This window comes from Burkholderia sp. HI2500 (genome assembly GCF_002223055.1).
Lineage (GTDB): Bacteria > Pseudomonadota > Gammaproteobacteria > Burkholderiales > Burkholderiaceae > Burkholderia.
In genome coordinates this window covers 1,054,324-1,066,930 of sequence record NZ_NKFL01000004.1, presented here as the reverse complement: position 1 = coordinate 1,066,930, position 12,607 = coordinate 1,054,324, and the positions used below count along the sequence as shown (strand labels likewise).

The window sequence follows — 12,607 nt, the reverse complement described above, 5'->3', positions numbered from 1 at the left end:
GCCGGCCGCATGCTGCGCCGCCGTATCCACTTCGCTTCCCTGCCACTCTGTCCGACCATGCAACACCTTCCTGATCTCGAAGCCTGGGCCATCTTCGCGCGCGTCGCGGAGCTCGGTTCGTTCGCCAAAGCCGCCGAGCTCCTCGGCGTGTCGCAACCGACCGTCTCGAAGGCGATCGCGCGTCTCGAAAAGCGCCTCGGCGCGATGCTGCTGTACCGCACGTCGCGCAAGCTGTCGCTCACGCCGACCGGCGAACTGCTGCGCGACCGTGCGATCCGCCTGCTCGCCGATGCGGAGCTGATCGAGAGCGAGGCGTCCGCGCAAGCGCTCGAACCGCACGGCCTCGTGCGCGTGAACGCGCCGATGTCGTTCGGGCTGCGCCATCTGTCGCCGCTGCTGCCCGCGTTTCTCGAGCGCCATCCGCGCGTCGATATCGACCTCGTGCTCACCGACCACATCGTCGACATCGTGTCCGGCGGGTTCGACGTCGCGATCCGGATTGCCGAGCTCAGCGATTCGTCGCTGCGCTCGCGCCGCCTGTGTGCGGTGCGCCGTCCGCTCGTCGCGTCGCCGGCGTATCTGGCCCGGCATGGCCGGCCCACGCATCCGCGTGACATCGAGAAGCACGTGTGCCTCACCTACACCAACCTGCCGACGCCCGAGCACTGGCGTTTTCGCCACCCGGCCTCGGGCGACGACTTCGGCGTGAACGTGCACGGACGCATCCGCACCAACAACGCCGACGTGATCGTCCCCGCACTGATCGCCGGCCACGGCCTCGCGCTTCAGCCCGAGTTCCTGGTGTGGGACGAACTGCAGCGCGGCGTACTCGAAGAAGTCATGCATGACTGGAGGATCGCCGACGTCAACGTCAACCTGATGACGCCGCCCGGCATGCTGCGTGCCGCGCGCGTGACGGTGCTGCTCGATTTCCTCGCCGAACATTTCTCGCACGCGCCGTGGGCGCTGCCCGCGGCCTGAGCGGGCAGCGGCCGGCGGATCGCCGCGGGCCGCCGCTTGCATCGGATACGGCGCCCGCAGCCGGTCGCCCGCCGCCGGTCGCCCGTTATTTCGCCGGCACGGCCGGGATCGACTCGTGCGGCGTCGCGGTACGCTGCGCGGCCTTGTGGACCATCGTGTACGCGTAGTCGACGCCCATCCCGTACGCGCCCGAATGCTCCTTCACAACCGCCATCACCGCGTCGTACGTGTCGCGACGCGCCCAGTCGCGCTGCCACTCGAGAATGACCTGCTGCCAGGTCACGGGCACCGCGCCGGCCTGCACCATCCGCTGCATCGCGAAATCGTGCGCCGCCTGCGACGTGCCGCCCGATGCGTCGGCCACCATGTAGATCTCGTAACCGCCTTCGAGCATCGCGCACAGCGCGAACGTCGTATTGCAGACTTCGGTCCACAGACCCGACACGATCACCTTCTTGCGGCCGTTCGCGGCCAGTGCGTCGCGCACCTTCTGGTCGTCCCACGAATTCATCGACGTGCGTTCCAGCGTCTTCTGGTTCGGGAACACGTCGAGCAGTTCGGGATAGGTATGACCGGAGAACGCCTCGGTCTCGACCGTCGTGATCGTGGTCGGGATATTGAACGCCTTCGCGGCCTTCGCCAGGCCGACGACGTTGTTCTTCAGCGTCTGGCGATCGATCGACTGCACACCGAACGCCATCTGCGGCTGCTGGTCGATGAAGATCACCTGGCTGTTCTGCGGAGTAAGTACTTCAAGCTTCGGGTTGCTCATGGCGTGATCATCCTTGGAACGGAAGGGGAATCTTGCCTCGCCGCGAACGCGGGAGGATTCGAGTTGGGTACGACGCTTGATCTGCTTCGTCCGTCTCGATTCATTAAAACCGCAATCCTCTGATACGAACACCCAAAAAATGGAATCACTCGGATTCCAGAATAGGTGGTCGCCCAAGGGCAATCCGCCCTTTTTTTCTTCACGTAAACCCGATACGCTTCGAGGGACCTCGACGATGCACTCGTCGCCACCCGTCGTTCGATCACGAGACCACGAGACGCCCATCATGAAAGCCTATGTCCTGTCGCTGCTCGCCGGCGTCCTCGCCGGTGTCATCTACGGCGCGCTCGGCGTGAACTCGCCGGCCCCGCCGATCATCGCGCTCACCGGCCTGCTCGGCATGCTGGCCGGCGAACAGATCCTGCCGGTCGCGCGACGCATGCTCGCGGGCCACCGGCTGAACACCGCATGGCGCGACGCGAAGTGCAGCCAGCACATGTTCGGCGCGCTGCCCGGCGGCACCCCGAACGATCGCAAGCCGTCGTGACGCAATCGTTCATCACCGGCCACGCATGACCAACGTCGAACTGTTTCATTACCTGCTGCTGTTGATCTGCGGTGCCGGCGCACTCACGTGGCTCGCCGAACGGATCTCGATTCCGCCGGCCGTCGTGCTGCTGCTCGGCGGCTGCGTGGTCGCGGTTGCAGGCAAGCGCGTGCCCGACATGGACCCGGCGCTGCTGCTCGCGGCCGTGCTGCCGCCGCTGCTGATGTCGAGCGGGTTCTACACCGCGTGGAAGGAATTCCGGCAGGAGCTCGCATCGATCGCGTCGCTCGCGCTCGGGGCCGTGGTGTTCACGACCGTCGCGGTCGCGCTCGCCGTGCATGCGGTGAACCCGGCGCTGCCGTGGGCCGCCTGCTTCACGCTCGGTGCGATCGTGTCGCCGCCCGATGCGGTCGCCGCGAAGGCGATCCTGCAGCGCCACCCGCTGCCCGCGCGGCTCGTCGCGGTGCTCGAAGGCGAAAGCCTCGTCAACGATGCGTCGGGCCTGCTGCTGTACCAGATGGCCGTGTCGGCCGCGCTCGCCGTGTCGATCACGGCCGCGAGCGCCACCGGCCTGTTCTTCTCGCTCACGCTGATCGGCATCGCGGTCGGCCTCGCGTGCGGCCATGCGATGAGCTGGGTGCTGCCGCGCCTGCGCGACCCGATGCTCGGCATCGTCGTGACCTTCGCGATGGCATGGGGCAGCTACGGGATCGCGGAAGCCGTCGACGGCTCGGGCGTGCTGTCGGTCGTCACCTGCGGGCTCGTGCTCGGCGTGCGCCAGCATCGCGTGTTCGACGCCGACATGCGGATCAAGGCGAAGGCGACCTGGGAAGCGATCGTGTTCGTGCTCGACGCGCTCGTGTTCATCCTGATCGGCCTCGCGCTGCACGCGATCCTCGCGCGCGTGAACCACGAAGGCGCGGTGCTGATGGCCGGCCTGCGCGTCGCGCTGCCCGCCACCGCCGCCGCGATCGCCGCGCGCATCGTGTGGGTGTTCGTCGCGATGTGGCTGCCGGGCCGCCTGCGCGCGCCGCGCGCCGGCCACGCACCGTGGTCGTGGCGCGAGGCCGTCGTGCTCGGCTGGTCGGGCATGCGCGGCGTCGTGAGCCTCGCGGCCGCGATCGCGTTGCCCGCCAACTTCCCCGGCCGCGACCTGATCCTGTTCAGCACGTTCCTGCTGATCATCGCCACGCTCGTCGTGCAGGGCGGCACGCTCGCGCCGCTGATCCGCGTGCTGAAGCTGCGCCCGGCCGCGCGGCACACGATGTCCGAGCATGCGGTGCGCGCACACGCGTTCGGCGCGGCGCTCGCCGAACTCGACGCGCTCGAACAGCGCGGCTCGACCCTCGAGCGGCCGTCGCTCGACCGCCTGCTCGCCGAATACCGGAACCGCGTCACCTTCAACGAACGCGCGCATCGCCACGGCGCCGAGCCGGCCCAGGTGCGCGCGCGCATGCTGCGCGTCGAACTCGACCTCGTCGGCGTGTCGCGCCGCGCGCTGCTCGACCTGCATCGCGACGGCAAGGTCGACGACGCCGTGCTGCACCGGATCGAATCGGAACTCGATTTCGAGGAACTGCGGCTGCAGCGGCTGCTCGAACCGTGACGCCCGGCCCGGCCGCCGGCCTCCCCTTTTTTCACACGGAACTGCAATGAGCGAACTGTCCGTCGAAGCGAGCATCGGCTCCGTCGATTACCTCGTCCACTTCAGCGATGGCGTCCACCAGTGGCGCGCCGACGAACCAGCGTCGCTCGGCGGCGGCGATGCGGCGCCCGCGCCCGTCACGCTGCTGCTGTCGAGCCTCGGCGCGTGCACCGCGATCACGCTGAAAATGTACGCGCAGCGCAAGGGCTGGCCGCTCACCGAAGTGCACGTGAAGCTCGCGCACGAATCGGGCAGCGCGGGCAGCACGATCGTGCGCCGCATCACGCTGGAAGGCGACCTGTCCGGCGAACAGCGCGAACGGCTGCTGCAGATCGCGAACGCGTGCCCGGTGCACAAGATCCTCACGCATCCGATCACCATCGACACGGCGATCGCCTGACGCGCCCCGCCTCGACTACCAGATCCCCACCATGTCCGCCTCGATCAAGACCCTGCTCACGCCGCGCGAAAGCGACATCGGCAACCTCGTCGTGCGCCGCGTGCTGCCCGCGCGCGCCGCCCGCCTCGTCGGCCCATTCATCTTCTTCGACGAGATGGGGCCGGCCGTGCTGCCGGCCGGCAGCGGCATCGACGTGCTGCCGCATCCGCACATCGGCCTCGCGACCGTCACCTACCTGTTCGACGGTTCGCTGATGCATCACGACAGCCTCGGCTGCCGGCAGAAGATCGTGCCGGGCGACGTGAACTGGATGACCGCCGGCCGCGGCATCGTGCATTCGGAGCGCTCGCCCGACGAAGACCGGCCGCGCGATCAGCCGGTCCACGGGATCCAGACCTGGGTCGCGCTGCCGGTCGAGCATGAAGACACCGCGCCCGCGTTCGTCCATCATGCGGCCGACACGCTGCCGTCGTTCACGCGCGACGGTGCGAGCGTGCGCGTGATCGCGGGCACCGCGTTCGGGCTCACGTCGCCGGTCGCCGTGTTCTCGCCCACGCTCTATGCGGTTGCGGAATTCGCGGCAGGCGGCACGCTGGCGCTCGATGCCGAACATGAGGAGCGCGGCGTGTACCTCGTCGACGGCGATCTCTCGATCGACGGCACGCCGCTCGCCGCCGCGACGATGGCCGTGCTCGAGCCGGGCGCGACCGTGACGCTCGCCAGCACGAACGGCGCCCGCGTGATGCTGCTCGGCGGCGCCCATCTGCCGGGCGAGCGGTTCATCGAATGGAATTTCGTATCGAGCGCGCGCGCGAAGATCGATGCGGCCCGTGCAGCGTGGGCCGATCAGACCTTCGGCAAGGTGCCGGGCGAAGAACACGAGTGGACGCGCCAGCCGGAACGCAAGGCGCAGTAAGGTCACAACGCGCGGCAAGCGGGTTCGCCCGCACGCATGCAAGCAACGGCCGGCTCCCATGCCGGCCGTCGTGCGTTTACCGCTTCAATCCCATCAGCTTCGCGAGCGTCGGCCAGCGGTCGAGCGACTCGATGAACGCGCGGCGCGCCTGCTCGTCGACGTAACGCTCGGGATCGAGCGCGGGCAAATGCCGCGCGAGGCCGAGCACGTCGTTCGGTTGCGACAGGCGATCATCGTCGCTGTCGGCGGGAAGCATCACTGTTCGTCGATCCATACGCCATCCGGAGTTTTCACCGCGTAGCCCGCGGCCGTCTGCATCGTCACCGTGCCCTCGTTCTCGCCCACCATCCGCGTGCGCGGCAGGTCGGCCGCGTACTGCGCGAGCGTCGTGCCGGGCTTGAACGGGCTGTTCGACACGAGGTTCGACAGCAGTTGCGCGAGCGCGAGGAAGCTGGTCGGCTGGTCGATCACGGTCGTCGCGCCGTGGTTGCCGGTAAAGCCGACGAGCCGCACGCCGACCGGCCCGTGCACGATGCGCGGCGTTGGGATCTCGCGCAGGCCCGCGACCTGGTACTTGTCGCCGCGCAGCGCGGCGCCGTGCTCGGGCACGAACACGATCACCGCGCGCCGGCCCGATTGCGCGATCAGGTCGGCCAGGTGATCGAAGTCGTCCATCAGCTTCGTCACGCGCTGCGGATACGAGTCGATGCTCGTCAGCGCGCTGCCGACGACGCGGTTGCCGTCGTGCAGGCTGATCGTGTTGTAGTACAGCGCGACCGGGCCCGGCACCGACGCGCGCTGCGCGTACCAGTTCGCGAGCGTCGCGTAGTCGCTCTTGATCTCCGAGCCGTCGAACGCGTGCATCGCGACCGGCGCGGCCGCGTTCGACACCGGCGGCGCGTCGGGCACGCCGATGTTGTCGTGGATCACCTGCAGGAAGTTGTCGAAGTGGCCGTCGTGGTTCAGCAGCGACTGCACCTTGTAGCCCGCGCTCGCCAACTGCGAGAACAGGTAGCACTGCTGCGGCGCCGGCTTGTACAGGTCGGCGTGCGCTTCCTGCCCGCAGCTCGCGCGCAGCACGCGGATCGCCGCCGGGCCGCTGTAGCTCGCGGCCGTGCTGAAGTTATTGAACAGGTAGTCGAAGTGGCTCAGCATCGGATGGTTGCGCACCTTCGCGGCATCGAGGTCGTCCCACGACAGCGAGCAGATGTGCAGCACGATCACGTCGAATTGCGCGGATGGATCGTTGCCGAGATGGCCGAACGCGACCTGCCGCTGCGATTCCTGCGTGCGGAACGTCGCGAGCGCGGCGTTGTGATCCTCCGGCTGGCCGGCGAGCGTCGTGCCCGTGGCGCTCGCCTGCTGCGGAAGCGGTGCGACGACGCGCGCCATCAGCCCGCTGCCGGCCTGCCACAGCGGCATCACGACCAGCACGGCCAGCACGAACGTCGCGACGCGCAGCCAGCGATTGACGATGAAATAGACGATCAGCACACCGGCCACCGTCAGCAGCAGCACCGGCGGCAGCAGGCGCGGCAGCAGCTCCATCCAGTACTCGAGGCGGAACGTGCTCACTTCGCGCGCGGCTTCGGCGAGCCGCGCGAGCGGCGGCGCATGCATCTCGCGCGCGAGCAGCGGCACCGCGATCGCGATCGCCACGACCTGCCGGACGATGCGCCAAGCGCGCCGCCGGATCGGCGCGCTCGCCGCGAGCGCCACCGCGAACGCGAGGTTCGCGAGCCAGAACGGCTGCAGGTGCCCGGTCGCGAACAGCGCGAACTTCAGGATGAAATACAGATTCCAGAACGTCATCTAACCCACTCCATGATGAGCGCCGCGTCAGTCGCGCGCCCGATCGAGTTTCGGCGCCAGCATGGCCAGCAGGCCGCGCGCCGCACCCTTCCACATCCGTACGTTGCCGTCCAGGCCGATCCGCAACACTTCCTTCAGCCCGCCGAGCGGCGTGTCGACCCGCTGGCCTTCGTGCCAGTCGAGCCACGCGTCCGCGCGGCCGAACGTGCATTGCACGAGCTGGCGCTCCTGTTCGAGCGTGAGTTCGTCGAAGCTCACGCCGACATGGGTCGGCGTCACGCGGCTCACGCGCACCGGGAACGGGAACGGCCGGTCGCCACGCGTCACGCACACCGTCAGCGTGTCGCCGACGGCAAGCGAGAGGCCCGGCACCGCTTCGAGGCCGAGGCCGCCGGTCGAGTAGTCGCTCGTGAAGCACGCGGCGGTCGACCCGTCGGCGAGCAGCAGCATGGCCGGCACGCGCATCGCGATCCGGTGCGTGACGCGCACCTGCTTGGTTTCGCGCGCCACGGCCAGCGCCGCGCCGAGCATCGCGAGGTTGTACACGGTCCAGCCGAGCGTGATCAGGATCGTCGACGCCTCGTCGCCCTGGTCGGCCACGAGCCGCCACAGGCCGGCGAGGATCGCGAGCACGTTCATCCCGAACAGCACCAGATACGGCTTCGACGTCGACCAGTCGACGTAGCCTTCGTCGATCTTGCCGCCCTTGTCGGTCACGTTGAACTTGCCGTGCTTCGGGCTGAAGAACGCGACGGTGGTCGGCAGTGCGATGTACCACGCGAGCACCGATTCGTAGACCTCGGCCCAGAACGAATGGCGGTAGCGCCCCTGCATCCGCGAGTTCGCGACGTTCGCGAGCACGAGATACGGGATCACGTAGCTCGCGAGCGCGAGCGCCGACGCGTTGATGAAGTACAGGTGGAAGAACAGGTACGCGAGCGGGATCGTCAGGAACACCAGCCGCGGGATCCCGTAGAAGAAGTGCAGCATCGCGTTGCCGTAGCAGATCCGCTGGATGAGGCCGAGCCCGCGCCCGAGGAACGGGTTGTCGATGCGGAAGATCTGCGCCATCCCGCGTGCCCAGCGCGTGCGCTGCTTCACGTGGCCCGCGAGGCTTTCGGTCGCGAGGCCGGCCGCCTGCACGGTCGGCAGGTAGGCCGACGTATAGCCGCGCCGGTGCAGCTTGAGCGCCGTGTGCGCATCCTCGGTCACGGTCTCGACCGCGACGCCGCCCACCTCTTCCAGCGCGCTGCGCTTGAGCACCGCGCACGAGCCGCAGAAGAACGTCGCGTTCCACAGGTCGTTGCCCGACTGCACGAGGCCGTAGAACAGGTTGCCTTCGTTCGGGATCTCGCGGAACGTGCCGAGGTTGCGCTCGAACGGATCGGGCGAGAAGAAATGGTGCGGCGTCTGCACGAGCGCGCACTTCGGGTCGCGCAGGAACACGCCCATCGTCGTCTGCAGGAACGAGCGTGTCGGCACGTGATCGCAGTCGAAGATCGCGATGTATTCGCCGTGCGTCTTCGGCAGCGCGCGGTTGATGTTGCCGGCCTTCGCGTGGCGGTTGTCGTCGCGCGTCACGTAGTCGATGCCCGCCTCGCGCGCGAACGCCTCGAATTCGGGACGCTTGCCGTCGTCGAGCAGATACACGCGCAGCTTGGCCGTCGGCCAGTCGATGCTCTGCGCGGCGAAAACGGTCGGCTTCACGACCGACAGCGGCTCGTTGTAGGTCGGGATGTAGATGTCGACGGTCGGCCAGGTGTCGGGATCGTCGGGCAGCGGCACGATCGGCCGGTCGAGCGGCCATGCGGTCTGCACGAAGCCGAGCAGCAGGATCATCCACGTATAGGCTTCCGCGCCGTACAGCAGATAGCCGGCGACGGCCTCGACCGGGCTGCGGAAATCGAGCGTCTGCGTGGTGCGCCACCACATGTAGCGCACCGTCGCGAGCAGGGCGAGCGACGCGAGCGCGAGCGTCGGCAGATGGCCCGGCAGGCGGCGCAGCGCGAGCGCCAGCACCGCGACGATCGCGAAGAACGCGAACTGCGCGCCCGGCATCAGCGGCGACATCCCGGCCGCGGCCCACAGCAGCGCGCCGGCCACCAGCAGCAGCGGTGCGAGCCAGCGGTGCCGGCCGACACCGTTCGCGCGCGCATCGAGCCAGCCGCCCCAGCGCACCCACGGCAGGCGCGCGAGCAGCGCGTCGATGCGCCGGCCGACCGCGCGCCCGGCCACGTAGACGGGCACGACATACCGGTCGAACCACGCGAGCGGATCGCGCGCGGGCCGGCCTTCCGCCGAGCGCGGCGCCCGCACGATCGCGCGCCACAGCCATTCGCGCGGGCTGAGCGGCTGCAGCACGCCCCACTCCTGCGCCAGCCGCAGCGACGCGACGCGCACCCAGCGGCGCACGTGATCGGGCCGGCCCGGCGGCGGCGCGTGGAAGAACAGCCGCACGATCCAGTCGACCAGCGTGCGTTGCGCCGGCAACCCGATGCCGCGTGCGAGCCAGTCGGCCGCACGACGGCCGAGCACACGCAGGCGCAGCGCGAAGCCCGCGTTCATCGCGCCGCTCCGCGGCGACCGGCGGCGCCTGCCGCCAGCCACGCATCGACCCAGTTCGCGACGCCGTTCAGGTCGTGCGACGCCTGCGAATACGGCGCGTCGTCGAAGATCCAGCTGCCGCGTGCGAGCGCTTCGGGCACGGCCGCATCGACGTGGATGCGCTGCTCGAGCATCGACGCCGGCCCCGCGACCGCGCGCAGCATGCCGAGCGCGTCGCGCTGCATGTCGCGCGCCGGATTCAGCCGGTTCACGACGATCTGCAGTTCGCCGCCGCCGGCCCGCAGCGCGCCGAGCCGCGCGGCCGTCGTCGCGCACGCGGTCGGCTCGGGCGGCACGACGACGAGCGTGAGGTCCGCGCGGCGAATCGCCTGCTCGGCCTGCGTCGACGGATAGCGCGCGGTGTCGATCAGCACGACGCCGTCGGCCGGCAGCGCAATCTCGTCGAGCGCGCGCGCGAGCCACGCGGGATCGGCCGCGAGCCGCGCATCGCACGCGGCGGCGCCGGCCGCGTCGACCTGCCCGTACGGGACGAACAGCACGCCGTCGGCGTTGCGCCACGTATGGGCATGCCACGGCTCGCCGCCGCCGAGCAGGCTCTGCGCGAGGCCATGCTCGGCCAGCGAGTCGAGGCCGAGCGTCGCGCCCATCAGGTTCTGTGCATCGAATTCGACGGCGACGACCGGTCGGCCGCGACGCGCGAGCAGCACCGCGAGCGCGGCCGTGAGCGTCGTGCGGCCCGCGCCGCCCGTCGTCGACGCAATAGCGATCGTCTTCATCGGGCCGCCTCGCCGCTGCGCTCGCCGCGCGCCGCATCGGGCAGCAGCCGCCCGCGCAGCGCGACCGGCACGAGCTCGCATGGCACCGCGTCGCGCCGGTCAAGGCCGCGCGGCGCATGAAAACCGCGGCCGATGCCGAGGTGCTGTGCGACGATCCACACCGGCACCGCGATCACGATGCCGACGATGAAACCGATGACGATTTCGGCAATCATGCGACTCCCTCCTTGCGCAGCGGCATCGCGCTGCGGACGGCGCTGCGCTTGCGCGCGGCGGGAATGACGGGTTCCGGCGCCGATGCGTCGACAGCCGCGGCCGTCGATGTCGCACCGATCGCCTCGAGCGCGACGATCGTATCGATCGCGTCGATCGCGCCGCTCACTTCGCCCGCGTCGGGCACCGCCGCGCCGAGGTCGGTGCGCACCGACGGTTGGCGTGTCGCGCCCGCCGGCTGCGTGGCCGCGAACAGGTCGCTGTAGTCGGCGATCGGTGCGCGCCGGTTCTCCGCCTTCAGCGCGTTGAGCTCGGTGTCGATGCTGCCGTGGCCGAGGCATACGACGCGGTCGGACAGCGTGTCGACCGGCACGTCGAAGATGCGCGCGAGCGCGTCCTCCGCATCGGCCGGCTCGCACGCGAACAGGAACACGTACAGGTGCGCGGCATCGGCCGTCACGACGTCGCCCGCGCGGCGCGGCCGGCAACACCGCAGCGCGTCGACGTGCGACACGCCCGGCAGCAGCGCGATCTTCGCGAGCGTGTGCGGCAGCGCGAGCACGGCGCCGCGATCGAGCACCGCGCGAATCCGCAGGCAGAACGCGCCGACCGGCAGGTAGCCGAGCACCGAATCGCCGAGCGCGGCCGCGAGCGCTGCACGATAGTCGGCCGCGACGGGCCGCGCATAGAGCTGGCCGGGCAACGCGTGCACGGCGGCCTGCATCCGCGAGACCGGCAGGTCGCGCGCGACGACGCGGCTCGCGCCGACGCTCAGCACGAGCATCTCGAACTGCTGGCGCAGCACTTCGCCGCGCTCGACGACCGCGATCTTCAGCGCACCGCCGCACTGCCGGCGCAATGCGTGCACGTCCGCGCAGAGCGCTTCGAGCTGCGCATGCGAGCGGAACACGAGCACCGCGGTGGCGGCCTGCGCATGCGCGCAGGCGGCGACGACGGCCGCGTTGTCTTCGACGATCTCCCAGCCGTCCGGCACGCGGTTCGCGCCTTCGAGCACCGCGCGGCTGACGACGACGCGATCCTCGTCGCTCGCGAGCTTCATCCGGTGCGCGGGCTCGGTCGCGCCGCCGTCGACGTTCGCCGACAGCCGGCCGCCCGGCGCGAAGCGCAGCGGCCGCACTTCGCCGGCCGCGAGCGTGTCGCCCGCCCGCCAGAAATCGACGACCCACAGCAGCTCGCCGTGCGTGCGCTGCAACTGCGCGACGCCCGAGCAGATACCGTGGAAACCGCTGCGCGGCGTGCGATCCGCATCGCGCACGAGCGGCGCATCGTCGGTGCGTGCTGCGCCGTCCGCGCGGGTCGCCTCGGGATCGAGCAGCAGCACCAGCGCGATCCGGCGCGTGCGGCACCAGTCGGCGAGTGCGTGCGCCTCGTCGGCGAGCGCGATCGGGTCGTCCCAGCTGAACCAGCGCTGCGCGCCCTCGACGAAATACAGCGAGCGCGCCCGAAAGCCGTAGCGCTTCAGCGCGCGCAGGCCGCCGGTCAGTCGTGCGAACGGGCCCGGCGCCGCGCGGCGCGGGGCGTCCGCGGTTGCGCCGGCGCCGGGGTTGTCACCGTTGGCCGGCTCGGCCGCGGGCGGCATCGCCAGCACGTTCAGGTTGCGCGGCCAGCCGGCCGGCTGCGCGCCGCCCGCGAAGCCGCGCGCCTGCATCTGGTCGGCAACGTGGGCCGCGTCGCGCGCGAGCACGACCGTCACGTCGCGCGTGCGCGCCTGTCGCGCGCTCTCCCACACGAGCGCGTCGCAGGCCGGCGTGCCGCCGGCCGCGTAGATCGCGTACAGGCCGCCGGCTTCCAGTTGCGTCCATGCATCGGGCAAGCCGTCGATCGCGAGCCGGCTCACCGTGCCGATACGGCCGCCGGCCGGCGCGCCCAGCAGCGCACGCAGGCGGCCCAGCAGGCCGGCGGCGCCGAATGCGGGACGGGTGGCATCGAGTTCCGTATTCACGGCGTTCCCCTAGTAAC

12 protein-coding genes are annotated in these 12,607 nt (G+C 70.2%); 5 read left to right on the top strand and 7 right to left on the bottom strand.

Translation table 11 applies throughout. The features are described 5' to 3' along the window. The first annotated feature begins 57 nt into the window (after positions 1–57). Complete coding sequence (locus CFB45_RS07630) at positions 58–981, top strand: LysR family transcriptional regulator (RefSeq protein ID WP_089425137.1); 924 nt, start codon at positions 58–60, stop codon at positions 979–981. Between the two features lie 85 nt (positions 982–1,066). On the opposite strand, the gene CFB45_RS07625 is transcribed toward CFB45_RS07630, so the two are convergent. Beyond that, positions 1,067–1,753: a hydrolase gene (locus tag CFB45_RS07625; protein ID WP_089425136.1), complete on the bottom strand. Its 687-nt coding sequence runs from the start codon at positions 1,751–1,753 to the stop codon at positions 1,067–1,069. 286 nt (positions 1,754–2,039) lie between these two features. Here CFB45_RS07625 and CFB45_RS07620 point away from each other — a divergent pair, with 286 nt between their 5' ends. From CFB45_RS07620 to CFB45_RS07605, 4 genes are read left to right on the top strand one after another with little or no spacing between them, the layout of a single operon-like run. Next, complete coding sequence (locus CFB45_RS07620) at positions 2,040–2,300, top strand: XapX domain-containing protein (RefSeq protein WP_089425135.1); 261 nt, start codon at positions 2,040–2,042, stop codon at positions 2,298–2,300. A gap of 25 nt (positions 2,301–2,325) precedes the next feature. Next, positions 2,326–3,906: a cation:proton antiporter gene (locus CFB45_RS07615; RefSeq protein WP_089425134.1), complete on the top strand. Its 1,581-nt coding sequence runs from the start codon at positions 2,326–2,328 to the stop codon at positions 3,904–3,906. A 46-nt stretch (positions 3,907–3,952) separates the two neighbouring features. Beyond that, positions 3,953–4,345, top strand: coding sequence for an OsmC family protein (locus CFB45_RS07610; protein WP_011351699.1), 393 nt, complete (start codon positions 3,953–3,955; stop codon positions 4,343–4,345). Positions 4,346–4,376: 31 nt separating this feature from the next. Further along, the gene (locus tag CFB45_RS07605) at positions 4,377–5,261 is read left to right on the top strand and encodes a pirin family protein (RefSeq protein WP_089425133.1); all 885 of its coding nucleotides are present in this window, start codon (positions 4,377–4,379) and stop codon (positions 5,259–5,261) included. 76 nt (positions 5,262–5,337) lie between these two features. On the opposite strand, the gene CFB45_RS07600 is transcribed toward CFB45_RS07605, so the two are convergent. Genes CFB45_RS07600 through bcsE form a run of 6 tightly spaced genes read right to left on the bottom strand, consistent with a single transcriptional unit; the run spans position 5,338 to position 12,590 of the window. Then, entirely contained in the window at positions 5,338–5,535 is a 198-nt protein-coding gene (locus tag CFB45_RS07600; RefSeq protein WP_089425132.1) for a hypothetical protein, read from the bottom strand. Further along, complete coding sequence (bcsG, locus tag CFB45_RS07595; RefSeq protein WP_089425131.1) at positions 5,517–7,073, bottom strand: cellulose biosynthesis protein BcsG; 1,557 nt, start codon at positions 7,071–7,073, stop codon at positions 5,517–5,519. Before bcsG ends, CFB45_RS07600 begins: the two co-directional genes overlap by 19 nt. Before the next feature lie 27 nt (positions 7,074–7,100). After that, entirely contained in the window at positions 7,101–9,638 is a 2,538-nt protein-coding gene (gene bcsA, locus CFB45_RS07590) for a UDP-forming cellulose synthase catalytic subunit (RefSeq protein ID WP_089425892.1), read from the bottom strand. Continuing rightward, positions 9,635–10,414: a cellulose biosynthesis protein BcsQ gene (bcsQ, locus tag CFB45_RS07585; protein WP_089425130.1), complete on the bottom strand. Its 780-nt coding sequence runs from the start codon at positions 10,412–10,414 to the stop codon at positions 9,635–9,637. Before bcsQ ends, bcsA begins: the two co-directional genes overlap by 4 nt. Beyond that, on the bottom strand, positions 10,411–10,629 hold the full coding sequence (locus CFB45_RS07580; RefSeq protein WP_089425129.1) for a hypothetical protein: 219 nt from the start codon (positions 10,627–10,629) through the stop codon (positions 10,411–10,413). The genes bcsQ and CFB45_RS07580 overlap by 4 nt, the downstream gene beginning before the upstream one ends. Next, entirely contained in the window at positions 10,626–12,590 is a 1,965-nt protein-coding gene (gene bcsE / locus CFB45_RS07575) for a cellulose biosynthesis protein BcsE (protein WP_089425128.1), read from the bottom strand. The genes CFB45_RS07580 and bcsE overlap by 4 nt, the downstream gene beginning before the upstream one ends. Positions 12,591–12,607 lie beyond the last annotated feature (17 nt).